Origin of the sequence: Klebsiella sp. NPDC088457 (assembly GCF_044900465.1) — a bacterium.
Lineage (GTDB): Bacteria > Pseudomonadota > Gammaproteobacteria > Enterobacterales > Enterobacteriaceae > Klebsiella.
Window position 1 is genome coordinate 1 of record NZ_JBJDNH010000007.1, and the last position, 25,256, is coordinate 25,256.

Below are 25,256 nucleotides of genomic sequence, written 5' to 3' on the forward strand. Positions count from 1 at the left end.
GGGAAAACAACAAAATCAGTCCGGCGGAAGTGTAAAAAACCACCGGATTGATTTTGTCCTTTTCTCTGCTCGGCGAAAGGTCTGTCATCCAGTATCCTCACTGTTTTTGCAACTATTGAAATCCAAAACGGTAACAATTAAGACACATTTTATATTGAACGTCCAATCAAAAACCGCTTTAATAGATAAACAAAGCTGATGAATGGAACCAACGAAATGCCCAAACTGGGGATGCAACCGATACGCCAGCGGCAGCTCATTGACGCTACCCTGGAGGCGATAAACGAGGTGGGGATGCATGATGCGACTGTCGCGCAGATTGCCCGACGGGCAGGCGTATCGACCGGCATCATTAGTCACTACTTTAAGGATAAGAACGGGCTGCTGGAAGCGACGATGCGGGATATCACCGGCCAGCTCCGGCTGGCGGTGCTGAGCCGTTTGCAGGCCCTGCCCGGCGCCAGCGCCGGCAAACGGCTGCGGGCCATCGTGGCCGGCAACTTCGACGACAGCCAGATCAGCGGTGCGGCGATGAAAGCCTGGCTCGCCTTCTGGGCCAGCAGCATGCATCAGCCGATGCTCTATCGTCTGCAGCAGGTGAGCAGCAAGCGCCTGCTGTCGAATATCGTGTATGAATTTCAGCGCGAACTGCCGCGCGAACGGGCGCAGGAGGCCGGATATGGCCTCTCCGCCTTAATCGACGGGCTGTGGCTACGCGCGGCGCTGAGCGGTAAACCGCTCGATAAAGCCCGCGCCGAAACGCTCGCCGACCATTTCATCAGCCAGTATCTGCCACCGACTTCTCAATAATGGAGGAAACCATGTCCCGAATGGCCGAACAGCAGCTTTATATCCACGGTGGTTACGTCCCTGCCACCACCGGGAAAACCTTCGAGACCATCAACCCTGCCACCGGGGAAGTGCTGGCGACGGTCCAGGCTGCGGGTCGCGAAGACGTCGACCGGGCGGTAAAAAGCGCCCAACAGGGGCAAAAGGTGTGGGCGGCGATGAGCGCCATGGCGCGTTCGCGTATCCTGCGTAAAGCGGTGGATATTTTGCGCCAGCGTAACGACGAGCTGGCGCGTCTGGAGACGCTGGATACCGGTAAACCGCTGAGCGAAACCGCCGCGGTCGATATCGTTACCGGCGCCGACGTGCTGGAGTATTACGCCGGCCTGATCCCGGCGCTGGAAGGCAGCCAGATCCCGCTGCGCGACAGTTCATTTATCTATACCCGCCGCGAGCCGCTGGGCGTGGTTGCCGGCATCGGCGCGTGGAACTACCCGATCCAGATCGCGCTGTGGAAATCGGCGCCGGCGCTGGCCGCCGGAAACGCGATGATTTTTAAGCCAAGTGAAGTGACCCCGCTGACCGCCCTCAAACTGGCGGAGATCTACCGCGAAGCCGGCCTGCCGGACGGCGTCTTTAACGTCCTGCCGGGGATCGGCGCCGAAACCGGGCGGTATCTGACTGAACACCCGGATATCGCCAAAGTCTCGTTCACCGGCGGCGTCGCCAGCGGCAAAAAAGTGATGGCAAACTCTGCCGCTTCGTCGCTGAAGGAAGTCACCATGGAGCTGGGCGGCAAGTCGCCGCTGATCGTCTGCGACGATGCCGACCTCGACCTCGCCGCCGATATCGCGATGATGGCCAACTTCTACAGTTCCGGCCAGGTCTGCACCAACGGCACCCGGGTGTTTATCCCGGCGCGCGCGAAAGCGGCGTTCGAAGAGAAAATCCTCGCCCGCGTGGCGCGGATTCGTCCCGGCGATCTGTTCGATGAGCACACCAACTTTGGTCCGCTGGTCAGCTTCCCGCACCGCGACAACGTCCTGCGCTATATCGAGAGCGGTAAGCGGGAAGGCGCGCGTCTGCTGTGCGGCGGCGGCGTGCTGCAAGGCGACGCCTTCGCCAGCGGCGCGTGGGTTGCCCCGACCGTCTTTAGCGACTGCCATGACGAGATGACCATCGTCCGCGAAGAGATCTTTGGCCCGGTGATGTCGATTCTGACCTATGAAGACGAGGCGGAAGTGATTCGCCGCGCCAACGCCACCGAATACGGTCTGGCGGCAGGAGTGGTCACCCCGGACTTAAATCGCGCCCACCGCGTGATTCATCAGCTTGAAGCCGGGATCTGCTGGATCAACAGCTGGGGCGAATCCCCGGCGGAGATGCCGGTCGGCGGCTATAAGCACTCCGGTATCGGCCGCGAAAACGGCGTCATGACGCTCCAGAGCTACACCCAGGTAAAATCCATCCAGGTTGAGATGGCTCAGTTTCACTCCATATTTTAACCAGGAGGTCATTTTTGCAGTTTGACTACATTATTATTGGCGCCGGCTCCGCCGGCAACGTACTGGCGACACGGCTGACGGAAGATCCGCACACCACCGTTCTGCTGCTGGAAGCCGGCGGTCCGGATTATCGCTTTGATTTTCGCACCCAGATGCCGGCCGCGCTGGCCTACCCGCTGCAGGGCAAACGCTACAACTGGGCCTATGAAACCGAACCTGAGCCGTATATGAACCACCGCCGCATGGAGTGCGGACGCGGCAAAGGTCTCGGCGGATCCTCGCTGATTAACGGCATGTGCTACATCCGCGGCAACGCGATGGATCTCGACAATTGGGCCGCCGCGCCGGGCCTGGAGAGCTGGAGCTATCTCGACTGCCTGCCCTACTACCGTAAAGCGGAAACCCGCGACATCGGCGCGAATGATTATCACGGCGGCGACGGCCCGGTGAGCGTTGCCACGCCGAAGCAGAATAATAACCCGCTGTTCCACGCGATGGTGGAAGCGGGTGTGCAGGCGGGCTATCCGCGCACCGACGACCTGAATGGCTATCAGCAGGAAGGGTTCGGGCCGATGGATCGTACCGTCACTCCCCAGGGCCGCCGCGCCAGCACCGCCCGCGGCTACCTCGACCAGGCCCGCGGGCGCCCGAACCTGACCATTCGTACCCACGCCATGACCGATCATATTATTTTTGCCGGCAAACGCGCCGTCGGGGTCGAATGGCTGGAGGGCGACAGCACCGCGCCGACAAAAGCGACGGCCAGTAAAGAAGTGCTGCTCTGCGCGGGCGCTATCGCCTCGCCGCAGATCCTGCAGCGCTCCGGCGTCGGCAACCCGGATCTGCTGCGCCAGTTTGATATCCCGCTGGTTCACGACCTGCCCGGCGTCGGCGAAAACCTGCAGGACCATCTCGAGATGTATCTGCAGTATGAATGCAAAGAGCCGGTGTCGCTCTATCCGGCGCTGCAGTGGTGGAACCAGCCGAAAATCGGTGCCGAATGGCTGTTCGGCGGTACCGGTATCGGCGCCAGCAACCAGTTTGAAGCCGGCGGGTTTATCCGCAGCCGGGAAACGTTCGCCTGGCCGAACATTCAGTACCACTTCCTGCCGGTGGCGATTAACTACAACGGTTCGAACGCGGTGAAGGAGCACGGTTTCCAGTGCCACGTCGGCTCTATGCGTTCGCCAAGCCGCGGCCACGTGCGCCTGAAATCGCGCGACCCGCACGAGCACCCGGCGATTCTGTTCAACTATATGTCCAGCGAGCAGGACTGGCAGGAGTTTCGCGATGCGATACGCATCACCCGCGAAATCATGCACCAGCCGGCGCTGGATAAATATCGCGGACGCGAAATCAGCCCCGGCCTCGACTGCCAGAGCGATGCCGAGCTGGATGAGTTCGTGCGCAATCACGCCGAGACCGCTTTCCACCCGTGCGGTACCTGTAAAATGGGCTACGACGAGATGGCGGTAGTGGATGGCGAAGGCCGCGTGCACGGTCTGGAAGGCCTGCGGGTGGTGGATGCGTCAATTATGCCGCAGATTATCACCGGCAACCTGAACGCCACCACCATCATGATTGGCGAGAAGATGGCGGATGCCATCCGCGGCCGCCAGCCGCTGCCGCGCAGCACGGCGAGCTATTATGTCGCGGGCGATGCGCCGATACGCCGGTAACACGCTCACCTCCTCTCCCCGCGGGGAGAGGTCAGGTTACCTCGGCAAACGACGCGCTGAAGACCTCCAGCCGCTGCCTCCCCTGAGTATCGAAATTCTCCGTCGCCAGCCACGCGCAGGCCAATCACCGCGAACGGCACCAGCGCCTCAATCGTTCACTTTTCCCGCCGCCCAGTGAGCGGTGGCCGCCACGTTTGCCGGACAGCTGCTGGCAAGCCATGTCCAGTCGCCCTCATCGCCGAGCGCGTAGGCCGCAAACAAATCAGCGGCGTGGCGCGTCACATCCAGCGGCTCAAGCCGGCAAAACCGCCCGCAGAGCGGCGCACGCTTCAGGAGCCTCGCGCCCTGCCAGCCCGCGACAATATCATTCACCGTCTGCCCGTACTGATTGGATTGATTTCCGCCATACCGACACCGCATTGAATTGTAATAAATTTGTTATGGCAAGAAGCGGTATGGACAAAAAGCGCGCGGCGCTTTTTTTATTCATAACCCGAAGATATGAATTATTCTTTTTATGCATAAGGTTATCCGTATTTTGACTTTACGGCTGCGAGGAAGCGGCCTAACGTAGCGAAGCATAAATAATCAAAACAACATTTTTCAGGGATTGCTCATGACCAAAAAACTGCTCTCATTCCTGGTGCTGACCGCGCTCTCCGCCGCCGTCCATGCCGCTACGCCGCCGACCACTCTGGTTGTCGCCCAGGGCCTCGACGATATCGTCAGCCTCGACCCGGCGGAAGCCAACGAGCTTTCCAGCATTCAGACGGTACCGAGTCTCTATCAGCGCCTGGTTCAGCCGGATCGCGATAACCCTGAAAAAATCACCCCGATTCTGGCGGAAAGCTGGCAGGCGGACGCGGCAGCGAAAACGCTGACCATCAAGCTGAAAGCGGACGCCAGGTTCGCCTCCGGTAACCCGCTGCGCCCGGAAGATATTATTTTCTCCTACACCCGCGCGGTAACCCTGAATAAGTCCCCCGCTTTTATTCTCAACGTCCTCGGCTGGCAGCCGGATAATATTGCCAGCCAGCTGAAAAAAGTGGATGACCACACGCTGCAGCTGCGCTGGAGCGCCGACGTCAGCCCGGCGGTGGCGCTGAATATCCTCTCGACGCCGATCGCCTCGATCGTCGATGAGAAGCTGGTCGCCCCGAACGTGAAAGACAATGATTTCGGTAACGGCTGGCTGAAGATGCACTCCGCAGGCAGCGGCGCGTTTAAAATGCGCGTCTATCAGCCGCACCAGGCCATCGTGCTGGAGGCCAACGACAGCTCGCCCACCGGCGCGCCGAAGCTGAAAAGCATCATTATTAAAAACGTTCCCGATCCGGCCTCCCGCCGCCTGCTGATTCAACAGGGCGATGCCGACGTGGCGCGCGATCTCGGCGCCGATCAGATCGCCGCCCTGCAGGATAAACCCGGCGTCAAGGTGCTGAGTATCCCGTCAGCCGAGCAGAATTACCTGGCCTTTAACACCGGCAACAGCGCCAACCCGCTGCTGAAAAACCCGGCCCTCTGGGAAGCCGCGCGCTGGCTGGTGGACTACGACGGCATCACCAAAGATCTGCTCAAAGGGCAGTATTTCGTTCATCAAAGTTTCCTGCCGGTCGGCCTGCCGGGCGCGCTGGAGAATAACCCGTTTAAATTCGATCCGGCGAAAGCCAAAGCGATCCTCGCCAAAGCCGGGATTAAAGATGCGCACTTCACCCTTGATGTGGAGAACAAACCGCCGTTTATCACCATCGCCCAGTCGATGCAAGCCAGTTTTGCCCAGGGCGGCGTGAAGATTGATCTGCTGCCGGCGGCCGGCAGTCAGGTGTATGCCCGCGTGCGGGCGAAACAGCATCAGGCGGCGATCCGTCTGTGGATCCCGGACTATTTCGATGCCCACTCCAACGCCAGCGCCTTCGCCTGGAATGATGGTAAATCCAGCACCGTCGCCGGTCTGAACGGCTGGCAGATCCCGCAGCTGAATCAGGAAACGCAGGCGGCGCTCGCCGAGCCGGACCCGGCAAAACGCCTTGATCGGTATAAAAAAATGCAGGAAGAGCTGCAGCGCAGTTCGCCGTATGTGTTCGTTGACCAGGGCAAAACCCAGATCGTGGTACGCGATAACGTGAAGGGTTATCAGCAGGGCCTGAACGCCGATATGGTCTGGTATGATCGGGTAACCAAGTAACGCGCTTTTTGTCGTCCGGAGAAGGCTTTTCGCCGCCAGCCGGGGCAAGCCCCGGCTGGCGCTGCGCTTCGCCGGCTACCGGCACAAACCGACCGGCTTAACCAACGGAATTCACATGTCAGTTGTTTTACCCACCAGAGCAGAGCGGCGCAGCAGGCGTCCTCTGCTCGCGCTGTTTCAGGGGCTGCTCACGCTGGCGCTGACCCTGCTCGGCCTGCTGCTGGCGACGTTTGCGCTTTCGGCGCTGTCGCCGGTCGACCGGGTGCTGCAAATCGTCGGCGACCATGCCAGCCAGTCCACCTACGATCAGGTTCGCCACCAGCTCGGCCTCGATCGGCCGCTGCCGGTCCAGTTCTGGCACTATCTGGTCAATCTTGCCCACGGCGATCTGGGCATCGCCAGTTCCACCGGCCAGCCGGTGCTGCACGATCTGCTCGCCACCTTCCCCGCCACCCTCGAGCTGGCGACGCTGGCGCTGATCGTGGGCGCCCTGCTGGGAGTCATTGCCGGCGTGCTGTGCGCCCGCTACGTTGGTTCCCCGGGGGATCTGGCCGTCCGTACCTTTACCCTGCTCGGCAACTCGGTACCCATTTTCTGGCTCGGCCTGCTGATGCTGGCGCTGTTCTATGCCCGATTGCAATGGACCCCCGGACCGGGGCGACTGGACGATATCTATCAATATACCGTCGAGCCGCGTACCGGCTTCGTGCTGATTGATACCTGGCTCTCCGGCGATAAAGAGGCCTTCAAAAACGCCGTCGGCCACCTGGTGCTGCCGGTGCTGCTGCTGGGATACTATTCTCTGGCCAGCATCACCCGTCTGACCCGCTCCGCCTGCCTCAGCGAGATGAATAAAGAGTACATCCTGCTGGCGCGCGCCAAAGGCGCCAGCGAGATGACGATCCTGATTCACCACGTGTTGCCGAATATTCGCGGCACCCTGCTGACGGTTATCGCTCTGGCCTGGACCTCGATGCTGGAAGGCGCGGTGTTGACCGAGACCGTCTTCTCGTGGCCGGGAATTGGCCGCTACCTGACCACCGCGCTGTTTGCCGGGGATACCACGGCGATCATGGGCGGCACGCTGCTGATTGGCGCGAGTTTTGTCCTGATCAATAACCTCACCGATCTGCTGGTGCGGTTAACCGACCCGAGGGTGCGCTGATGCCGACTTATCTGTTCTGGCGTCACCTGCGCCGCTCCCCCGCCGCCTTTTGCGGGCTGGCGATGATTACGCTGTTCCTGCTGGTGGCGCTGTTCGCCCCGTGGCTGGCGCCGCTCGATCCCAACTGGCAGGATGCCGCGGCCCGTCTGCAAGGCCCCGGCGCCCGGCACTGGCTCGGTACCGACAGCTACGGCCGCGACCAGCTCTCGCGCCTGATTTACGGCGCGCGTCCGGCGCTGGGGCTGGTGGCGCTGGTCACCCTCATCACCCTGCCTGCCGGTCTGCTGGTAGGCATTCTTTCCGGCTACTACGGCGGCTGGCTGGAGCGCATCCTGATGCGTTTTACCGACGTGGTGATGTCGATGCCGCGGCTGATTCTGGCCTTTGCGTTTGTTGCCATGCTGGGGCCGGGGCTGGTCAACGGCGCGCTGGCGCTGGCGCTGACCACCTGGCCCGCCTATGCCCGCCAGGCGCGTAGCGAAATTCAGCGCCTGCGCCATAGCGATTACCTCGCCGCGGCGGAGATGATGGGCATTCGCGGCTGGCGGCTGCTGATCGGCCACATTCTGCCGCTGTGCCTGCCTTCCGCCATCGTGCGCCTGGCGCTGGATCTCGCCGGGATTATTCTCGCCGCCGCCGGTCTGGGCTTCCTTGGCCTCGGTGCCCGTCCGCCGATGGCGGAATGGGGGGCAATGATCGCCGATGGTATGCAGGTCATTTTCGATCAGTGGTGGATTGCCGCCGCACCCGGCGCGGCGATCCTGATCGCCAGCCTGGCGTTTAACCTGCTGGGCGACGGCCTGCGCGATATTCTGGAGCCGCAACATGACTGATACCCGCCTTGACGTACAAGGATTATCTATCGACTACCCCTCCGCCCGGGTAGTGAATAACGTCAGCTTTACTCTCGGCAACGAACGTCTGGCGCTGGTGGGCGAATCCGGCTCGGGGAAATCGATGACCGCCCGCGCCCTGATGGGGCTGGTGCGCAAGCCGGGCGCGGTCAGCGCCACGACGCTGAATGCGCTGGGGCGCGATCTCCTGACCCTTAACGATCGCGGCTGGCGCGCGCTTCGCGGTAACGATATCGCCATGGTGTTGCAGGATCCGCGCTATGCGCTGAACCCGGTGCAGAGTATTCAGGCGCAGCTGGAAGAGGCGCTGACCCTGCATCAACGTCTGAACCGTCGCGCGCGGCTGGAGGCGGTGAAAGCCGCCATTGCCGCCGTCGGCCTCGATTTACCGGTGCTCAGCCGCTATCCCGGCGAGCTCTCCGGCGGCATGGGGCAGCGGGTGATGATCGCCATTGTCCTGCTGAATAACCCGAGGGTGCTGATCGCTGACGAACCCACCTCGGCGCTCGACTCCCGCCTGCGCAATCAGATCCTCGAGCTGCTGGTTGAGCAGTGCGAACAGCGGCAGATGGCGATGCTGCTCATTAGCCACGATCTGCCGCTGGTGGCGGAACACTGCCACCGGGTGCTGGTGATGTATCGAGGCTCACAGGTGGATGAGATGGCGGCGCGCGAGCTGCCGCTGGCGACGCATCCCTATACCCGTACGCTGTGGACCTGCCGCCCCGCTGCCAGCACTTACGGCCAGATGTTGCCCACTCTCGACAGGAATCAGGATCTTACGGAGGCGACCCATGGCGCTGGTTAATCTCGACTCACTCCAGGTGATTTTCGCAGCAAAAACGGCGGTCTCCGCCGCCAGTTTCCGCGTGGAGGCCGGAGAAACCTTCAGCCTGATCGGCGCCTCGGGCTGCGGGAAATCGACCATTCTACGGGTTCTCGCCGGTCTGCAGCGCGACTGGCGCGGCAAGGTTGAGCTGTTCGGCAAAGCGATGACGCCCGGGGTGCGCTTTCAGGGCGAGCTGCGGCGTAATGTGCAGATGGTATTTCAGGACCCGTACGCGTCGCTGCACCCGAATCATACCCTGTGGCGAACCCTGGCCGAGCCGCTGAAAATCCACGGCATCGGCGACATTTCGCAGCGGGTGAATACCGCGCTGGAGCAGGTGGGGCTCCCCGCCGACGCCGCGCGCCGCTACCCGCATCAGCTCTCCGGCGGCCAGCGCCAGCGCGTGGCTATCGCCCGGGCGCTGCTGCTCCGTCCGCGGATTCTGCTATTGGATGAGCCGACCTCGGCGCTGGATATGTCGGTGCAGGCGGAGATCCTCAACCTCCTGAACCGGCTGAAGCAGGAGCACGGGATGACCTATCTGCTGGTCAGCCATGATGCCGATGTGATTGCGCATATGTCGGATCGGGCGGCGCTGATGGCCGAAGGGGTGATTCAGCGCTTCTTCGACCGCGAAGCGCTGATACAGGGCGAACACCGGATGGCATGATAAGCCAGCCATCCGGGAATAACCGGCGGCTTATTTCGCCAGGTGGGTAAAGCGTGCGAAGACGTGGTCAAAAATCGCCAGCCCTTTCTGTACCTGCGCGGCGCTGATGGTGCATGGCGGCACCACGTGAATGCGGTTTTCCACCACAAATGCCAGCAGCCCCGCGTCGGTTAACGCCCCCTTCATCGCCGCCATATCCGCCGCGGTTAACGGCGTTTTTTGCGTCTTGTCGCTCACCAGCTCCAGCGCCTGGAACAGACCCCGCCCGCGCACATCGCCGATGATGGCGTATTTCGCCGCCAGCGCTTCCAGCCCCGGGCGCAGGACTTCATTACCTACCTGCGCGGCGTTTTCCACCACCTGCTCTTCTTTCATCGCATCGATGGTGGCGACAATCGCCGCCATCGCCAGCGGATGGCCGGAATAGGTTAAGCCCCCGGCAAAGAAATGGTCGTCAAAGTAACGGGCGATCGGTTCGCTAATCAGCACCCCGCCCGCCGGAACATACCCGGCGTTGACCCCTTTGGCGAAGGTGACCAGATCCGGCACCACGCCATCCTGTTCAAAGGCGAACCAGCTGCCGGTACGCCCAAACCCGGCCATCACCTCGTCGAGGATCAGCACGATGCCAAACTCATCGGCCAGCGCCCGAACGCCCTGCATATAGCCATCGGGCGGCACCAGGATCCCGGCGGTACCGGGAATGGACTCCAGCAGGATCGCGGCTATCGCCGTGGGGCCTTCGCACTCAATGATGCGCCGCAGGTGCGCCAGCGCGCGCTGGCACTCCTCTGCTTCGTTCGTCGCATTAAATTCGCTGCGATAGAGGTAGGGGTTAAAAAAGTGCACGTGGCCGCGCGAATATTCGTTCGGCACCCGCCGCCAGTCGCCGGTGGCGGCAATCGCGCTGCCGGTGTTGCCGTGATAGGAACGATAGGCCGACAGCACTTTATCGCGCCCGGTATACAACCGCGCCATGCGGATGGCGTTCTCGTTGGCATCGGCCCCGGCATTGGTGAAGAACACTTTGCTGAAGCCTTCCGGCGCCAGCGCCACGATGCGCTTCGCCGCCTCGCCGCGGGCAAGGTTGGCGGTGGCGGGGGCAATCGTCACCAGCGTTTCCAGCTGCGCCTTCATCGCCGCCAGCACGCAAGGATGCTGATAGCCGATATTGACGTTAACCAGCTGACTGCTGAAATCAAGGTAGGTTTTCCCTGCATAATCCCATAGCTCGCAGCCTTTGGCCCCGGCAATCACCAGCGGGCTCAGGTTGCCCTGCGTCGACCATGAGTGAAAGACATAAGCGCGATCCAGTTGGCGTACTTCGTCGTTGCTTACCGTTACGTCGTTGTCTATTGCCAGCTTCATACCCTGCCCTCTGATGTCGTTGTTGTTGTCACCATCATTGGTCCCATGGCGCCAAAAGGGATAGAGCCAGTGCGTTGAAAACGTTGTGACACCGTGTCACAACGTCATGTCGCGACTGTCCCTGTGCCGGTGCGTCCGGCGTTTTTATAGTGGGGAGGATAACGAGCACAGGAGAATGAAATGACGACCAAGAACGTGGTGTTTATTACCGGGGCGACCTCCGGTTTTGGGGAAGCGGCGGCACAGGTGTTTGCCGACGCGGGCTGGTCGCTGGTGCTCAGCGGGCGTCGCCTGGCGCGCCTGGAGAAACTGCAGGACCGCCTCGGCCAGCAGGTGCCGGTGCATATTATCGAGCTTGACGTGCGCGACAGCGATGCCGTCGCGGCGGCGGTGGCGGCGCTTCCCGCCGGGTTTGCCGATATCAAGACGCTGATTAATAACGCCGGACTGGCGCTGGCGCCGCAGCCGGCGCAAAAGGTGGATCTGCAGGACTGGAAAACGATGATCGATACCAACGTTACCGGCCTGGTCAACGTCACCCACGCGCTGCTGCCGACGTTAATTCAGCACGGCGCCGGCGCCAGCATTATCAACATCGGCTCTATCGCCGGCCAGTGGCCCTATCCGGGCAGTCACGTCTACGGCGCCAGCAAAGCATTCGTCAAACAGTTCAGCTACAACCTGCGCTGCGATTTGCTCGGCACCGGCGTGCGGGTGACCGATCTCGCCCCGGGGATTGCGGAGACCGAATTCACCCTGGTACGCACCAAAGGCGACCAGGCGGCCTCCGATAATCTCTACCGCGGCACCACGCCGCTGAGCGCCCAGGATATCGCGCAGCAGATGTACTATATCGCCACCCTGCCGGACCACATGAATATCAACCGCGTGGAGGTCATGCCGGTGCGTCAGGCCTGGCAGCCGTTCGCCATTGACCGGGACTAACGCACCACCAGCCCGGGCGGCGACCCGCCCGGGCTTTTTAGCGGCTAACGGCTGCTCTGCAAAAACTGACGTACTCGTTCTGAATCGGGGTTGTTGAAGAACTTCTCCGGCGGCGCTTTCTCAATCAGCAGGCCTTTTTCGAGAAACACCACCTCATCCGAGACCTGACGGGCGAACTCCATCTCATGGGTCACCACCACCATGGTGTAGCCCTCTGCCGCCAGCGCTTTCATCACCCCCAGCACTTCATTCACCAGTTCCGGGTCCAGCGCCGACGTCGGCTCATCAAACAGAATCACCTCCGGCGACATCGCCAGCGAACGGGCAATCGCCACCCGCTGCTTTTGCCCGCCGGAGAGGGTAATCGGCCAGGCGTCCGCTTTGTGCGCCATGCCGACCTTCTCCAGCTGCCGCAGGGCGATGGCGTGGGCCTCATCGCGCTTCATCCCTTTCACATGCAGCAGCGCTTCGCTGACGTTCTGCTGCACGGTCAGGTGCGGCCACAGGTTAAAGCTCTGAAACACCATCCCCACCCGTTCGCGAATCTTCGACAGCTGGCGATGGGACATCGCTTTGCCATTGTGTTCATCAAAACCCAGGCGCTGGCCGCCGATATGAATTTCGCCGCGATCCGGCTGTTCCAGCCAGTTCATACAGCGCAGCAGGGTGGATTTCCCCGAGCCCGACGAGCCCAGAATACTCACCACCGAGCCCTTTTCAACCGTCAGATTGATGTCACGTAACACTTCAACATTATCAAACTGCTTGGAGACGTTTTTGATGCTAACTGCAGTCGTATCAGGCATGACTCATTCCTCTTTTGATTCCCCAGGCGCTCAGTCGCTTAATCAGCAACTCCAGCAAAATGCTGATCGCCCAGTAAAGCGCAATGGCGACGATAAAAGCGTTAAACGGGATGAACCAGGTCGCCTGGACGCTGTTGGCCGCAGCGGTAATTTCCTGAACGGTGATAATGCTGAGAAACGCGGTATCTTTCAGGCAAATAATCAGCTGGTTGCCCATCAGCGGCAGCGCCGACGAGACGATATTAGGCAAAATAATCCGGCGGAATATCTGGTAACGTGAAAAGCCCTGCGCCACCGCCGCCTCAATATAGCCGGCGGAAAAGACCCGCCGCTGGCTGCGCAATATTTCAAAGAAATAGGCGCCGTGGTAGATAATCAGCGCCAGCAGACCCGCGGTCCAGGCCTCCATACTGATCCCCACTTCCGGCAGGCCGTAATAGAGCAGATAGGCAAGAATTAAAAAAGGGATCGCGCGCATCAGGCTGACAAAACCAATAATCAGGCGGTTAAGCAGCTTCTTCTGATATTCGGTCAGGTAACACAGCACAATTCCCAGCGCCAGCCCCGCCACGGCGGCGAGAATAAAGAGCTCAAGGGTGGCGAATAACCCGGCGATAAAGCTGTCGCGCGCTGACCAGATAATGGCCCACTGATTCATAGCTCCTCCTGTTGTTATCGTGCCAGGCGTTTCGCTTTCCGCTCCGCCATCCCCTGCAGCTTCAGCAGCAGGCCGATAATCACCACGTACAGCAGACCCGCCGCAAGGATCGGCGACAGGGGTTCATAGGTCACGGATGAGATGCGGTTGGTCACGCGGGTCAAATCAACCACGCCGATCACCGCGATCGCCGGGCTGCCTTTAATCAGGAACGACATTTCGTTGACCAGCGCCGGCAGGCTCTCGATCCACATCTGCGGCAGCATGATGTAGCGAAAATAGGTCCAGCGCCGCATCCCTACGGACTCGGCCGCTTCGCGCTGTTCGCGCGGAAACGTGCGGAACGCGTTGCGCCAGATTTCGGCGTTAAAAGCGGAAGTGTTGAGGGTCAGCGCCACAATCGCCGCCACGTTTTTGTCGAGATTAATGCCCACCGTCGGCAACGAGAGAAATAAAAACAGCACCAAGGTGACCAGCGGCGTGGCGCGGGCAAGGCTGATATACACCACCAGCAGCTGATCGATAACCGGGATCCGCAGCATCCGTACCAGGGCGATCAGCAGGCCAATCACCACCCCAAAGGCGATGGCGATGGCTGAAATCCAGAGGGTCGTCCATGCGCCTTCAATCAGTAACTGCCAGGAAATTGCATCCATGTGGCCCTCCTTCGCATTAACAGGCGGCGGTGACCCGCCGCGAAATGTTACAGACCCGCCAGCTTATGGAACTGTTCCGGGCTGGTAATCGCCTCCGTCGGGAGAGTGTCGTAGGTTTCGCCGAACCATTTTTTCTGCAGCTCCGCAAGCTTGCCGGTTTCACGCATATGATTGATAAACTTGGTCATATAGGCCAAAAGCTGCGGGGAGTTTTTCGGAATGGGCCACGCCATATAGCCCGGACCGGAAACCGCCAGCCCTTTGGCGAAGACCTTCGGTTTGGCTTTCGCCAGATCGTTAACCGAAATCACCACGTTAATCACATAGTCGAGACGTTTATTGGCGAGATCGGCGTAGGCTTCCGGATAGGAGGGATACTCCACCACCGGCCCCAGCTTGCCGCCGGTTTTCTCCAGCATCGCCTTCAGCTCAGGCAGCCGCGCCAGCAGCGCGCTGCCCGCCTGTACGCCCACTTTTTTGCCGCTCAGGTCGGCGATGGTATCGAGTGAATTATCCCCGGCGCGTTTCACGAAGTAGTGCTGCGCCGAAGCCCATGGCGGCGTGAAGTCAAAGACCTTCAGGCGGTCATCGGTGATCACCGCGCCGGTTAACGCCATATCGTACTGGCCGGTTGAGACCGCCGCTAACAGTCCGGTCCACGGCAGAATGCTCTGTTCGACGTGGAATTTCGCATACTTGCGCAACTCCTCCAGCATATCTTTGTTGAAGCCGTCGGCCTGGCCGTTACTCATAAAGTTAAACGGCGCGTAGTCGTCTTCAGTCGCGACCTTCAGGGTGCCGGATTTTTCGATTGCCGGAAGATCCGCTGCCGCGGCGTGATAGGTAAAGGCCATCGCCATAACGGCGCCCAGACACATTGAAGCCAATGATTTGTTCATCAATCCACCCTAATTAATTCGCCAGACGTGTTCATTCCCGAACATGAAAAGGTTTTGCAAAATATGTGCCGACGGAAGTTCCGGTCCGCGACTGATGAATGCGTTTTTACTGTAGGGAGCGTTTTTGTTTTCCGGATAGAGCCAGTTTCACCACGCCAGTGTGTCAGTCTCCCTCAGGATGGTATGGAATTTGCTGCAGTGTAGGGAGTGTGTGTTCACGTAAGGAGCCCCGCATGATTCGTCACCTTTTGCACGTCGAGTTCGACCAACGTCGCGGTTTGCAGGAACAGGTGCGGGAGACGTTGGTTAACGCCATTCTGAGCGGTATTTTCGCCGCCGATACGCCGCTCCCCTCCTGCCGCCAGCTGGCCAGCCAGCTGCGGGTGTCGCGCAATACCACGGCGCTGGTGTTTGAGGGTCTGGTCAGCGAAGGCTATCTGATCAGCCGGCCGCGCAGCGGCTACTATCTGCACCCGGATTTTCAACATTCCACGACCGCCGTCGCGGTTCAAAGTGCACCCGATGACCCGAGCGCTGCACCACGCTGGGGCACCCGGCTGCAAATGACCCCCAGTCAGCAGGAGTCGATTCTGAAACCCGCCGGCTGGATGAACTACCGCTATCCGTTTATCTATGGTCAGCCGGATACCCGCCAGTTCCCGTTGACCACCTGGCGTTCCGCGGCCAACTGGCTCCACGGCGGCGTACGCGATCCGGCCTGGGTGGTCGATCATATCGACCAGGACGTGCCGATGCTGATTGAACAGATCCGCACCCGGGTGCTGCCGAAACGCGGTATCGTCGCCGCGGCGGATGAAATTCTGATTACCCTCGGCTCGCAGAATGCGCTGTATCTGCTTACTCGCCTGCTGATGTCGCCCGCCACCCGGGTCGGGGTGGAGAACCCCTGCTTTCGCGAGGCGATCAACACCTTCCTGCTGGCGGACGCCGATATCGTGCCGCATCCGGTGGACGCGGAAGGAATGGTGCTCAACGATACGCCCTGCGATTACTATTACGTGACGCCCGGCCACCAGGTGCCGACCGGCGTAGCGATGAGCCAGGCGCGGCGCGGCCAGCTGCTGGAGCATGCGGCCCGCCACGATGCGGTGATTATTGAAGATGATTACGACTCGGAAAGTAACTTTACGCTCAACCCGCTGCCGGCGCTGAAAGCAAGCGACCGCTGCGGGCGGGTCATTTACGTCAGCAGCCTGTCGAAAGCCCTGTCGCCAGGGCTGCGGCTGGGCTTTATGGTGGCCGACCCGGACCTGATTGATGAGGCGCGGGCGCTGCGGCGGCTGGTTTATCGCCATCCGCCGACCAATATCCAGTACCAGATGGCGCACTTCCTCGCCCAGGGCCATTACGAAACCCATCTGCGGCGCTATCATTACGACTCCGCGCAGCGCTGGGAGCGCCTGAATAGCGCGCTACAAAATTACCTGCCGGAGTGCCGGATTATTCCCGGCAGCGAGCACGCCAACGCCTTCTGGCTGGCGACGCCGGAGCAGATCAATACCCAGCAGCTGACCTGGCGCGCCGCCCACGCCGGGGTGCTGATTGAGCCCGGCGCACGCCATTTTCTCAACGCCACCCCGCCGGATAATTTTTTCCGCATGGGTTTTCACGCCATCAATCCCGATGCGATAGAGCCCGGGGTGGAGGTCCTGTGCCACCAGCTGGCGCAGATGGGATAGCGGCGCGTTGCGCCTTATCCGGACGACCCGCCCCGTGGCCCCTGGAAGCACACTCCGTAGCCCGGCCAGGCGCAACGCCAGCCGGGGGATCCTTTCTCCAGGTTACGCCACCCGCGCGTATTGCAGCATGACCTGCAGCAGCACGTTCGCGCCGGCGGTAACGTGTTCCGGCGAGGCATATTCGATTTCGTTGTGGCTGATCCCATCTTTGCAGGGAATAAAGATCATTCCCGTGGGAGCCAGATAGCTCATATACACCGCATCATGCCCGGCGCCGGAGACAATCTCCCGCGATGGATAGCCAAGCAGTGCCGCCGCGTCGGCAATGGCCTGCCGGCAATCGGGATGAAACGGCGCCGCGGGATAGTGGCTGACCTCGTTCAACTGCACCGTCAGCCCGCTCTCCTGCTGCACGCGGGCGATAAAGGCGCGCAGCTGGCGGTCCATGTCATCCACTGCCGTATCGCTGATATTACGCATATCAATAGAGAACGTCACTTCGCCCGGCACCACGTTGCGGCTGTTCGGATAGACCTGCACCATCCCGACGGTGCCGCGCCCCTCTTCGCTGCCCCCGGCAATCGCCACCACCTCCTGCATAATACGGGTCGCGACCTGCAAAGCGTCCTGGCGCAGGCGCATCGGCGTCGGCCCGGCGTGAGACTCCTGGCCCGTGACCACGCAGTCGTACCAGCGGATGCCTAAAACGCCCTGCACCACGCCGATGATTTGTTGTTCATTTTCCAGGATCGGCCCCTGTTCAATATGGGCCTCAAAGTAGGCGCCGATCGGGTGGTCGCCCGGGGTCTGGCTGCCGATATAGCCAATCCGCGCCAGCTCGTCCCCCACCGTTTTGCCCGCGGCATCCTGCGCGGCATAGATCGTTTCCAGCGGGAAGACGCCGGCAAATACGCCAGAGCCCATCATCACCGGGACAAAACGCGACCCCTCTTCGTTGGTCCAGAACACCACTTCCATCGGCGCCTCGGTCTCAATATGCAGATCGTTAAGCGTGCGCATCACCTCCAGCGCCGCCAGCACGCCGTAGTTGCCGTCAAATTTGCCGCCGGTGGGCTGGGTATCGATGTGGCTACCGGCAACGATCGGCGGCAGCAGCGGATTACGCCCTTCACGGCGCATAAACACATTGCCGATTTTATCGATGGCGACGCTGAGCCCGGCCGCCTGCGCCCAGCCAATCACTAAATCCCGTCCCTGCCTGTCGAGATCGGTAAAGGTCAGGCGACAGCAGCCGCCCTTCGGCGTGGCGCCGATTTCCGCCAGCGTCATCAACGAATCCCATAACCGCTCGCCGTTAATACGCCAGCCGGCGGTTTCTGCAACCGGGGTAAAAAGGACCTCACTGCTCATCTTTGTCTCCTTGTGCGAACGCAACGGCCATCTCTACCAGCAGACGATCGCTGCCGCGCGGCCCTAAAAATGAAAGCCCCAGCGGCAGGCCGCCGACCTGGGCGACCGGCAGCGTCACCTGCGGCCGCCGGGTCATCACCGAAATCAACAGCAGATCGTGGGCAAGCCGGCGCGTGGACTCAATCTCATCGGCCTGCGCCGTCAGCAGCGGCGCGCCGTCGGGCACGGTCGGCAGCACCAGTACCGCGTCGCCCAACTGCGCCTGCCACCAGGCGCTAAAGGCCTCTCGCTGCTGGCAGGCGGCGTCATATTGCGCGGGGGTCACCGCTTTCCCCCACAGGAACCGCTCACGCACATCCGGCCCCAGCTGTAAGCCATCGCGCTCAATGATCTCGCCCTGCGCCTGCCAGGCCTCATATCCTTGAATCTGACGAAAGGCGAGATAAATCGCCTCACTGTCCGGGAGCGGCGCGTTCAGCGGGGCGATGGCGCCAAAAAAGCGCCCGAGTCGCTGGCAAACCGGCAGCCATGCCTGCTGGCTACGCAGCGGCTGGCGGGCAAAGAGCGCATCATGACTCACCAGCTTCACGGCGGTCACCGCCGGGGGGGAACTGTCCAGCAGGCAATCGGCGACCGCGCGAAAAACCTCCGGCGTGCGGGCGAAGAAGCCGCAGGTATCCATCGTTGCGCACAGCGGCTGACAGCCGTCGAGAGACAGGCGTCCGTGCGTGGGACGCAGGCCGAACAAACCACAGTAGCTGGCCGGCGTGCGCACCGAGCCGCCGGTATCGGTACCGAGCGCAAAATCACACACCGCGTTCGACACCGCCGACGCAGAGCCCGAAGAGGAGCCGCCGGGAATGTGATTCGGCGCGGCGCCATTGCGCGGGGTACCGTAGTGAACATTGTGGCCGCTCATCGAGTAGGCCAGCTCGCTGGTATGGGTTTTGCCGATAAAGCGCGCCCCGTTATCCAGCAGCGTCTGCACCACCGGGGCAGTACGTTGTTTAATGCCGGAGCGCGCCAGAATATGCGGGTTGCCGCCGCCGGTCGGGTAGCCGGCGACGTCAAACAGGTCTTTCACGGCAAAGGTCATCCCGCTCAGCGGCCCGCTCAACGCGTGCACTACCGGATGCGCCGGATAGGGCATAAATGCGTGATTCTCATCCTGCATGCGTATCTCCTCCTTTATTCTTCAGGCGTAAAGCGCCGGGGCGGCGACGGCCGACGTCAGCTCGCGCCAGCGATGGCAGCTCACCACATGACGCGGACCCGCCGCTTCGGTCTGCGGCAGGGTTTGCGTACAGACCGGTCTCGCGTGCGGGCAACGTTCAGCGAAAGCGCAGCCGGCGGGCAGACGGGACAGGTCCGGCGGCGAACCGGGAATGCAGTGCAAGGCATCGCCTTTTTTCAGCCCCTCTTTGGGACGGCTGCCCAGCAGCACCTGGGTATAGGGATGACGGGGACCGGACAAAATATCCGCCATCGCGGCCTCTTCAACGATCCGCCCGGCGTACATCACCGCCACCCGGTCGGCAATCTCCACCGCCGCGCCGATATCATGGGTGACAAAGATAATCGCCAGGCCGCGCTGCTTTTGCTGCTCGCGCAGCAGGATCAAAATCTGGATTTGCACCGTGGCGTCGAGGGCGGTCGTCGGCTCATCCGCCAGCAGCAGCTGTGGATTACACGACAGCGCCAGGGCAATCATTGCACGCTGGCGCATCCCGCCGGACATCTCATGCGGATAGGCGTCCAGCCGCCGTTCCGGACTGGGGATCCGCACCTGGCGCAGCGCTTCCAGCGCCCGTTCTTTTGCCGCCTGACGCGACAGGCCTTCATGGCGGCGCAGCCCCTCGACGATCTGCTGGCCGACGGTGTACACCGGGTCAAAGGCCAGCAGCGGCTCCTGAAAAATCATCGCACAGCGCGCGCCGCGATAGCGCCGCAGCTGCGAGGCGTTCATGCTCAGCACCTCCTCCTCCCCGACCCGCAGCGTCCCGGAAAGGACGCTGCTTTTTGGCGGATGCAGACGCATCAGCGCCCTCAGGGTGACGCTTTTGCCGGATCCCGACTCGCCGATCAGCGCCATCACCTCCCCTTTGCGGACATCAAAAGAGACGCCGTTAACCGCATTCACCGTCTGTCCATCGCGGCGAAATTCCACCCGCAGATCGCGGATATGTACAAAAGCGTCATGCGACATGGCTCACCTCCTGTACGGCAATGACGCGGTGCCAGGGCGAGGTCGGTTGCGCCATCAGGCAGGCGCTGTGGTGGCCGTCGCCCACGCTCTCCAGCCGGGGTTTCACCTGCGAGCAGACCGCTTTGGCATGCGGGCAGCGGGTGTGAAACCGGCAGCCGGCTGGCGGAGAAATAGGGCTCGGCGGGTCGCCGTTCAGCGGGGAGATCAGGGTCCGATTCTCGGGATCCATCGACGGCATCGAGCTCAGCAGGGCGCGGGTATAGGGGTGAGCCGAGGCGGTGAACAGCTGCTCCGCGGGGCCAATTTCCACCACTTCGCCGAGATACATCACCAGAATGCGATCCGACAGCCAGCGCACCACGTGCAGGTCATGGCTGATAAACACGTAGGTCAGCTCAAGGGTGCGCTTGAGCTCCTGCAGCAGCTGCAGCACCTGCGCCTCCACCGATTTATCCAGCGCCGATACGGCTTCATCAAGGATCACCAGCCGCGGCTTCATCGCCAGGGCGCGGGCGATATTCACGCGCTGGCGCTGGCCGCCGGAGAGCGCATGCGGATAGCGGTGGGCAAAGCGTTCAGGTTCCAGGCCGACGTGGGCGAGCAGGTAGCGCGCGTATTCGCTGGCCTCTTGAGCGCTCACCCCGTGCACGCGCTGGCCGAAGGCGATGCTCTCCTCCATCGTCATACGCGGGTTAAGCGAAGCGTAGCTATCCTGGAACACCATCTGCACCTGGCGGCGATACGCTTTCATCGGCAGGCGCGTTGACCCCACCGCCAGACCGTCAAAGATCAGCTCGCCGCTATCCTGATGCAGCAGCTGCATCAGCAGCCGCGCCGTCGTCGATTTGCCGCACCCCGACTCCCCCACCACGCCCAGCGTTTCCCCTTTCAGCACCGTAAAGCTGACGTTATCCACCGCCTGCACCACTTCACGGCTTTTTGCGCCGCCGGCGCGAAAATATTTCAACAGGTTATTGACCTTCAGCAGCGGCTGGGCCGGCCCTCCGAGATCGACATTGAGAAAAGGTTGCATCGCTTACTCCTTAATCGCCATGGCCGTGCGCAGGCGGTCGGCGAGGATATTGAACGAAATGGAGGTGATAAAAATCATCAGACCGGGTAAGGCCGCCACCCACGGCTGGGTGTAGATGGCCGTGCGTAAGGTGTTGAGCATCAACCCCCATTCCGGCTCCGGCGGGCGCACGCCGAGGCCGAGAAAAGAGAGGCCCGAGGCGAGGATCATGCACACGGAAATCAGCCCGGTAGAGAAGACAAAAATCGGCCCCAGCACGTTGCCGAGAACCTGCACGCGAATAATGGTAAAAGCGCCGGCGCCGGTCGCCCGGGCGGCCTCGATATAGTCCATATGGCGGACCTGGGCGGTGACGCTTTCAGCAATTCGCGCCACCTGCGGCACAAACACCAGCGTCAGCGACAGCAGTGCGTTACCGATCCCCGCCCCCAACGCGCCGGAAAGCGCAATCGCCAGCAGCACCGAAGGGAAGGCATAGAAGACGTCGACGGTACGCATAATCAGGGTATTGGTTTTACCGCCCGCATAGCCGGCAATAATGCCGATGGCGCCGCCGATAAAAAAGGCGAACACCACCGGGACAATCCCCATAAACAGCGACAGCCGGGCGCCGAGAATCAAACGCGAAAGCATGTCGCGCCCCAGCTCATCGGACCCCAGCGGGAAGCCCTCGCTCCCCACGGGCTTGAGGCGTAAAAACATCGATGTCTGATAAGGATCTTTCACTATCAGCCAGGGGCCGAACAGCGCCAGCGCCAGCAAAAACAGAATGAGGGTTCCGACGATCAGACCGCCGGGATCGCGCACTAAGCGGTAAAACACCCCGCGCCAGTAGCCCTGCCGAGGGGGTCGGGTCGGGGAAGCCGGTGCCATTTTCGTCGTCGCGGTATCCACCATGGTCAGCTCCTCTTAATTCGCGGATCGAGGGTGGTTTGCAGAATATCCACCAGCAGATTGAGCAGCACAAAGAACAGCGCCAGCACCCAGATGGTGCCCTGCAGCAGCGGCAGGTCGCGCTGGAAGATGGCGGTATTCAGCAGCAGGCCGGTGCCAGGCCAGGAAAAGACCGTTTCGACGAGGATCGAGCCCCCCATCAAATACCCCACCTGTAGCCCCATCACCGCCAGCGCGGTCGGCGCGGCGTTTTTCACCACGTGCAGGAAGATGCACGACTCGTTGAGCCCGCGGGCGCGCAGGCCGACAATAAACTCCTGGCTGAGAATATCGGCCACCTGCGACCGCACCGTGCGGGCAATAATCCCGGTCGGGATCACCGACAGCGTAATCGCCGGCAGCAGCATAAACTGCAGATGCTGCTGGTCCCATTGCCAGCCGCCGCCGCCAATCGGCCCGCCGCCGGTGGCCGGCAACAGAGCAAATTTGACGCTGAAGACGATGACCAACAGCATACCCAGCCAATAGTGCGGCACGCTGACGCCAAAGACCGACAGTAGCGAAGCCAGACGGTCAATGATGCTGTTGCGAAAGTAGCCGGCGACGAAGCCAAACAGGCTGCCCAGTACAAAGCCGATGATGGTTGCCAGCAGCGCCAGGCGCAGCGAGTAGCTGACGGCGGTCATCACCTCGTCGATCACCGGCCGTCCGGTCGCCACCGACATCCCCAGATCGCCGTGCAGCGCCCGCCACAGCCAGTGTACAAACTGCAGCGGCAGCGGTTTATCGAAGCCATAGGCCTGCATTAACGTCTGACGCAGCGCTTCGGAGGCGTCCGGCGGCATCACCGAGACCAGCGGATCGCCCGGCGCAATCTGCACCAGCATAAAACAGATCAGCGCCACCCCGAGCATCGTGGGAATGGCCAGCAGAATGCGGTATAGCAGCGTATTGATCATCTTTTTCCCCTGGGTGATTACTCTTTCTTGCTCACCAGACTGAGATCGATAAACCAGCTCTGCGGCTGCACCACGCCGGTCACCGCAGGCGAGATGGCGCGCGGCCCGACATCATGAGCGACAAACAGGAACGGGACCTGATCCACCAGCGCCGCGTGCAGTTCCCCGGCGGCTTTATCCATCTCCGCCGGGGTAAAGGCGTGCTTCACCGCCGTCGCCAGCTTTTCCGTCTCCGGCGTCGAGAAGTAGCCCCAGTTGGTGGCGACCGGCGGGAAGGCTTTGGCCGTCGAGAAGCGGATCATGCCAAAGTAAGGATCGTTGACCGCGGCGCTGACGTTGATCGCATCGATCCCCTTCGCCGAGGGATCTTTTGCCCCAAGACGCCAGTTGGTGAACAGGGTGTTCCATTCCGTCACTTTGATATCGACATTAAAGAAGCAGCTTTTCAGGCTCTGCGGGATATATTCGTTCATCGGCAGCGGCTGCATCTGCCCGGAGCCGGAGGCGGAGGTCGCGACCGTCACGTGCAGCGGTTGTGCGGCGCTAAATCCGGCTTCGCTCATCAGCTTGCGGGCGGTATCCGGGTCATATTTGATCTGGAAAGTGGGTTTGCCGCGCCACGGGCTGTCGGCTTCATACACGCCGGTCGCCTCGGTCATATAGCCGCCGAGATAGCTTTTGAGCTCGGCGCGGTTAAGACACAGGTTGGCGGCCTGGCGCACGCGAATATCTTTCCACGGCGAGCCCTCTTCAAAGGAGAATTGCCACGGCCACAGATGCGGCTGGGTATTGGCGTAAATTTTAAAGCCCTGGGCTTTAATCTGATCGACCGAGTCCGGCGCCGGGGCCTCAATCCAGTCCACCTGTTTTGAAAGCAGCGCGGCGGTGCGGGCGTTCGCTTCCGGCAGCGGGATCAGCACCACTTTATCGACGCGTGGAATACGCTCTTTATTCCAGTAATCGGGGTTTTTATCGAGAATAAGCTGCTGACGTGGGACCAGCTTTTCCATTTTGAACGGGCCGCTGCCCACCGCATGCGCGGCGAACTCCGTCCACGCCTGCTTACCGCGTGCCGCCGCGTCGCCGGTGGCGGCCGGTACCGCGTCATACAGCTTCTGCCACGCCGTCGGCGAGACGATAAACAGGTTGGTGATGTTGTACGGCAGCAGCGCGTCCGGCTCGGAGGTGGTGAGCGCCACCGTACGATCGTCGATCTTTTCCGCGCCGGTCAGGGTGGGCATCCGCGAGAGGGTGTTGCCAATTTGCCCTGGCGCGTATTGCGGCGCATTTTTATTGAGCACCTTGTCGACGTTCCAGACGATGGCCTCGGCGTTCACCTCGCTGCCATCATGAAACTTCACTCCGGGACGGAGGGTAAAAATCCAGCGACTTTGATTCTGCGGGTCAACGTGCCACTCCGTCGCCAGGCCCGGAACCAGGCCACTGGGCTTTTCGCCCTGTGAAAGATCCCACTCGACCAGCGCATCGTACAGCGGGATACCGGTAAAGCGGTTGCCTTCATACCCCTGATCGGGCTGCCCAAGCGTCAGGGGAATATCGGCGGCGGTCATCGCGATCCGCAGGGTGGAGGCATTGGCCTGTAGGGAGGCAAATAGCGCCAACGCGCCGCTCACAGCAACGGCGAGATGACGTTTGCGTAAAAGTACGGTGTTATTTAGCATCACATTGTCCCTGTTAAATAAAAGTCGTTATTTAACAGGCAAGATGCATACCAGTTTATCAACGCTAAAAATAAGTGTGAAAGCGCTTATAAAATAAGCACAGCCTATTATATCCAAATGATTTTAATTGAAAAAATAAACAAACCTTATCTTAGCGCACCACCAGGGTGAAACAGGTTGCAGAATTGCACCAGGCTATTTATTGGCGCACCGCAAAGCCCGATAATAATAACGTAGCGTCACTTTATATAAATTAAACTGCTCATTTTCGTACCATTATCCGCCCCGGGCGATCCCAACTATACTTCGTTTATACCCTAAATCATTCGAGTTGCGGGAAGGCGGCGACGCAGGGAGTCCGCAGGAGCGGGCTCCAGTAAGCGACGGGAGTCTGCGGCAAATC

At 61.1% G+C, this 25,256-nt stretch carries 23 protein-coding genes and 1 pseudogene; 10 read left to right on the plus strand and 14 right to left on the minus strand.

Going from position 1 to position 25,256, the window contains the following annotated elements; genetic code table 11:
• The coding region (locus ACI2JR_RS06090; RefSeq protein ID WP_462478185.1) for a hypothetical protein at positions 1 to 88 on the minus strand (88 nt) is incomplete at its 3' end.
• A 128-nt stretch (positions 89 to 216) separates the two neighbouring features.
• Here ACI2JR_RS06090 and betI point away from each other — a divergent pair.
• The 3 genes from betI to betA are packed head-to-tail and all read left to right on the plus strand — an operon-like array spanning position 217 to position 3,973.
• Positions 217 to 810, plus strand: coding sequence for a transcriptional regulator BetI (betI, locus tag ACI2JR_RS06095; protein ID WP_132728790.1), 594 nt, complete (start codon positions 217 to 219; stop codon positions 808 to 810).
• Between the two features lie 11 nt (positions 811 to 821).
• Positions 822 to 2,294, plus strand: a complete 1,473-nt coding sequence (betB, locus tag ACI2JR_RS06100) for a betaine-aldehyde dehydrogenase (protein WP_462478105.1) — start codon at positions 822 to 824, stop codon at positions 2,292 to 2,294.
• A 14-nt stretch (positions 2,295 to 2,308) separates the two neighbouring features.
• Positions 2,309 to 3,973, plus strand: coding sequence for a choline dehydrogenase (gene betA, locus ACI2JR_RS06105; RefSeq protein WP_462478106.1), 1,665 nt, complete (start codon positions 2,309 to 2,311; stop codon positions 3,971 to 3,973).
• Between the two features lie 113 nt (positions 3,974 to 4,086).
• Here betA and ACI2JR_RS06110 read toward each other — a convergent pair.
• Positions 4,087 to 4,393: pseudogene (locus tag ACI2JR_RS06110) on the minus strand (GNAT family N-acetyltransferase); the annotation flags it as partial.
• A gap of 196 nt (positions 4,394 to 4,589) precedes the next feature.
• On the opposite strand from ACI2JR_RS06110, the gene ACI2JR_RS06115 reads away from it, so the two are divergent.
• The 5 genes from ACI2JR_RS06115 (at position 4,590) to ACI2JR_RS06135 (ending at position 9,676) form a co-directional block, all read left to right on the plus strand.
• Positions 4,590 to 6,158 carry an ABC transporter substrate-binding protein gene (locus tag ACI2JR_RS06115; protein WP_462478107.1) on the plus strand — a complete coding sequence of 523 codons (1,569 nt, stop codon included), beginning with the start codon at positions 4,590 to 4,592 and terminating at the stop codon, positions 6,156 to 6,158.
• A 115-nt stretch (positions 6,159 to 6,273) separates the two neighbouring features.
• Positions 6,274 to 7,323: an ABC transporter permease gene (locus ACI2JR_RS06120; RefSeq protein WP_462478108.1), complete on the plus strand. Its 1,050-nt coding sequence runs from the start codon at positions 6,274 to 6,276 to the stop codon at positions 7,321 to 7,323.
• Positions 7,323 to 8,156 (plus strand): ABC transporter permease, encoded by an 834-nt coding sequence (locus ACI2JR_RS06125; RefSeq protein ID WP_462478109.1) that lies wholly within the window; start codon positions 7,323 to 7,325, stop codon positions 8,154 to 8,156. The genes ACI2JR_RS06120 and ACI2JR_RS06125 overlap by 1 nt, the downstream gene beginning before the upstream one ends.
• The gene (locus tag ACI2JR_RS06130; protein WP_462478110.1) at positions 8,149 to 8,985 is read left to right on the plus strand and encodes an ABC transporter ATP-binding protein; all 837 of its coding nucleotides are present in this window, start codon (positions 8,149 to 8,151) and stop codon (positions 8,983 to 8,985) included. The genes ACI2JR_RS06125 and ACI2JR_RS06130 overlap by 8 nt, the downstream gene beginning before the upstream one ends.
• Positions 8,972 to 9,676 (plus strand): ABC transporter ATP-binding protein, encoded by a 705-nt coding sequence (locus tag ACI2JR_RS06135; RefSeq protein WP_132728776.1) that lies wholly within the window; start codon positions 8,972 to 8,974, stop codon positions 9,674 to 9,676. Before ACI2JR_RS06130 ends, ACI2JR_RS06135 begins: the two co-directional genes overlap by 14 nt.
• Positions 9,677 to 9,706: 30 nt before the next feature.
• Here ACI2JR_RS06135 and ACI2JR_RS06140 read toward each other — a convergent pair whose 3' ends face one another.
• Positions 9,707 to 11,044, minus strand: a complete 1,338-nt coding sequence (locus ACI2JR_RS06140) for an aspartate aminotransferase family protein (RefSeq protein ID WP_462478111.1) — start codon at positions 11,042 to 11,044, stop codon at positions 9,707 to 9,709.
• Positions 11,045 to 11,224: 180 nt separating this feature from the next.
• Between ACI2JR_RS06140 and ACI2JR_RS06145 the strand changes: the two genes are divergently transcribed.
• Positions 11,225 to 11,989: an SDR family NAD(P)-dependent oxidoreductase gene (locus ACI2JR_RS06145; protein ID WP_132728772.1), complete on the plus strand. Its 765-nt coding sequence runs from the start codon at positions 11,225 to 11,227 to the stop codon at positions 11,987 to 11,989.
• Between the two features lie 44 nt (positions 11,990 to 12,033).
• Here ACI2JR_RS06145 and ACI2JR_RS06150 read toward each other — a convergent pair whose 3' ends face one another.
• The 4 genes from ACI2JR_RS06150 to ACI2JR_RS06165 are packed head-to-tail and all read right to left on the minus strand — an operon-like array spanning position 12,034 to position 15,008.
• Positions 12,034 to 12,795, minus strand: coding sequence for an amino acid ABC transporter ATP-binding protein (locus ACI2JR_RS06150; protein WP_462478112.1), 762 nt, complete (start codon positions 12,793 to 12,795; stop codon positions 12,034 to 12,036).
• On the minus strand, positions 12,788 to 13,453 hold the full coding sequence (locus tag ACI2JR_RS06155; RefSeq protein ID WP_132728769.1) for an amino acid ABC transporter permease: 666 nt from the start codon (positions 13,451 to 13,453) through the stop codon (positions 12,788 to 12,790). The genes ACI2JR_RS06150 and ACI2JR_RS06155 overlap by 8 nt, the downstream gene beginning before the upstream one ends.
• 14 nt (positions 13,454 to 13,467) lie before the next feature.
• Complete coding sequence (locus ACI2JR_RS06160) at positions 13,468 to 14,109, minus strand: amino acid ABC transporter permease (protein ID WP_132728767.1); 642 nt, start codon at positions 14,107 to 14,109, stop codon at positions 13,468 to 13,470.
• A 47-nt stretch (positions 14,110 to 14,156) separates the two neighbouring features.
• Entirely contained in the window at positions 14,157 to 15,008 is an 852-nt protein-coding gene (locus ACI2JR_RS06165) for a transporter substrate-binding domain-containing protein (protein WP_462478113.1), read from the minus strand.
• 233 nt (positions 15,009 to 15,241) lie between these two features.
• Here ACI2JR_RS06165 and ACI2JR_RS06170 point away from each other — a divergent pair, with 233 nt between their 5' ends.
• Positions 15,242 to 16,708, plus strand: coding sequence for a MocR-like pyridoxine biosynthesis transcription factor PdxR (locus ACI2JR_RS06170; protein WP_132728763.1), 1,467 nt, complete (start codon positions 15,242 to 15,244; stop codon positions 16,706 to 16,708).
• A 102-nt stretch (positions 16,709 to 16,810) separates the two neighbouring features.
• On the opposite strand, the gene ACI2JR_RS06175 is transcribed toward ACI2JR_RS06170, so the two are convergent.
• Genes ACI2JR_RS06175 through ACI2JR_RS06205 form a run of 7 tightly spaced genes read right to left on the minus strand, consistent with a single transcriptional unit; the run spans position 16,811 to position 24,853 of the window.
• Positions 16,811 to 18,079, minus strand: a complete 1,269-nt coding sequence (locus ACI2JR_RS06175; protein ID WP_462478114.1) for a Zn-dependent hydrolase — start codon at positions 18,077 to 18,079, stop codon at positions 16,811 to 16,813.
• The gene (locus ACI2JR_RS06180; RefSeq protein ID WP_462478115.1) at positions 18,069 to 19,253 is read right to left on the minus strand and encodes an amidase; all 1,185 of its coding nucleotides are present in this window, start codon (positions 19,251 to 19,253) and stop codon (positions 18,069 to 18,071) included. The genes ACI2JR_RS06175 and ACI2JR_RS06180 overlap by 11 nt, the downstream gene beginning before the upstream one ends.
• 21 nt (positions 19,254 to 19,274) lie before the next feature.
• Positions 19,275 to 20,285 carry an ABC transporter ATP-binding protein gene (locus ACI2JR_RS06185; protein ID WP_132728757.1) on the minus strand — a complete coding sequence of 337 codons (1,011 nt, stop codon included), beginning with the start codon at positions 20,283 to 20,285 and terminating at the stop codon, positions 19,275 to 19,277.
• Positions 20,275 to 21,318, minus strand: coding sequence for an ABC transporter ATP-binding protein (locus ACI2JR_RS06190; RefSeq protein ID WP_132728755.1), 1,044 nt, complete (start codon positions 21,316 to 21,318; stop codon positions 20,275 to 20,277). Before ACI2JR_RS06190 ends, ACI2JR_RS06185 begins: the two co-directional genes overlap by 11 nt.
• Positions 21,319 to 21,321: 3 nt before the next feature.
• Positions 21,322 to 22,215: an ABC transporter permease gene (locus ACI2JR_RS06195; protein WP_132728753.1), complete on the minus strand. Its 894-nt coding sequence runs from the start codon at positions 22,213 to 22,215 to the stop codon at positions 21,322 to 21,324.
• Between the two features lie 2 nt (positions 22,216 to 22,217).
• The gene (locus tag ACI2JR_RS06200) at positions 22,218 to 23,171 is read right to left on the minus strand and encodes an ABC transporter permease (protein WP_462478116.1); all 954 of its coding nucleotides are present in this window, start codon (positions 23,169 to 23,171) and stop codon (positions 22,218 to 22,220) included.
• A gap of 17 nt (positions 23,172 to 23,188) precedes the next feature.
• Positions 23,189 to 24,853, minus strand: a complete 1,665-nt coding sequence (locus ACI2JR_RS06205; protein ID WP_462478117.1) for an ABC transporter substrate-binding protein — start codon at positions 24,851 to 24,853, stop codon at positions 23,189 to 23,191.
• Positions 24,854 to 25,256: the final 403 nt, after the last annotated feature.

Bases quoted from the DNA above. Each gene is read 5' to 3' on its own strand.
- betI (WP_132728790.1), top strand. From the start codon at position 217: ATGCCCAAACTGGGGATGCAACCGATACGCCAGCGGCAGCTCATTGAC.
- betB (WP_462478105.1), top strand. From the start codon at position 822: ATGTCCCGAATGGCCGAACAGCAGCTTTATATCCACGGTGGTTACGTC.
- ACI2JR_RS06115 (WP_462478107.1), top strand. From the start codon at position 4,590: ATGACCAAAAAACTGCTCTCATTCCTGGTGCTGACCGCGCTCTCCGCC.
- ACI2JR_RS06120 (WP_462478108.1), top strand. From the start codon at position 6,274: ATGTCAGTTGTTTTACCCACCAGAGCAGAGCGGCGCAGCAGGCGTCCT.
- ACI2JR_RS06125 (WP_462478109.1), top strand. From the start codon at position 7,323: ATGCCGACTTATCTGTTCTGGCGTCACCTGCGCCGCTCCCCCGCCGCC.
- ACI2JR_RS06130 (WP_462478110.1), top strand. From the start codon at position 8,149: ATGACTGATACCCGCCTTGACGTACAAGGATTATCTATCGACTACCCC.
- ACI2JR_RS06135 (WP_132728776.1), top strand. From the start codon at position 8,972: ATGGCGCTGGTTAATCTCGACTCACTCCAGGTGATTTTCGCAGCAAAA.
- ACI2JR_RS06140 (WP_462478111.1), bottom strand. From the start codon at position 11,044: ATGAAGCTGGCAATAGACAACGACGTAACGGTAAGCAACGACGAAGTA.
- ACI2JR_RS06145 (WP_132728772.1), top strand. From the start codon at position 11,225: ATGACGACCAAGAACGTGGTGTTTATTACCGGGGCGACCTCCGGTTTT.
- ACI2JR_RS06150 (WP_462478112.1), bottom strand. From the start codon at position 12,795: ATGCCTGATACGACTGCAGTTAGCATCAAAAACGTCTCCAAGCAGTTT.
- ACI2JR_RS06155 (WP_132728769.1), bottom strand. From the start codon at position 13,453: ATGAATCAGTGGGCCATTATCTGGTCAGCGCGCGACAGCTTTATCGCC.
- ACI2JR_RS06160 (WP_132728767.1), bottom strand. From the start codon at position 14,109: ATGGATGCAATTTCCTGGCAGTTACTGATTGAAGGCGCATGGACGACC.
- ACI2JR_RS06165 (WP_462478113.1), bottom strand. From the start codon at position 15,008: ATGAACAAATCATTGGCTTCAATGTGTCTGGGCGCCGTTATGGCGATG.
- ACI2JR_RS06170 (WP_132728763.1), top strand. From the start codon at position 15,242: ATGATTCGTCACCTTTTGCACGTCGAGTTCGACCAACGTCGCGGTTTG.
- ACI2JR_RS06175 (WP_462478114.1), bottom strand. From the start codon at position 18,079: ATGAGCAGTGAGGTCCTTTTTACCCCGGTTGCAGAAACCGCCGGCTGG.
- ACI2JR_RS06180 (WP_462478115.1), bottom strand. From the start codon at position 19,253: ATGCAGGATGAGAATCACGCATTTATGCCCTATCCGGCGCATCCGGTA.
- ACI2JR_RS06185 (WP_132728757.1), bottom strand. From the start codon at position 20,285: ATGTCGCATGACGCTTTTGTACATATCCGCGATCTGCGGGTGGAATTT.
- ACI2JR_RS06190 (WP_132728755.1), bottom strand. From the start codon at position 21,318: ATGCAACCTTTTCTCAATGTCGATCTCGGAGGGCCGGCCCAGCCGCTG.
- ACI2JR_RS06195 (WP_132728753.1), bottom strand. From the start codon at position 22,215: ATGGTGGATACCGCGACGACGAAAATGGCACCGGCTTCCCCGACCCGA.
- ACI2JR_RS06200 (WP_462478116.1), bottom strand. From the start codon at position 23,171: ATGATCAATACGCTGCTATACCGCATTCTGCTGGCCATTCCCACGATG.
- ACI2JR_RS06205 (WP_462478117.1), bottom strand. From the start codon at position 24,853: ATGCTAAATAACACCGTACTTTTACGCAAACGTCATCTCGCCGTTGCT.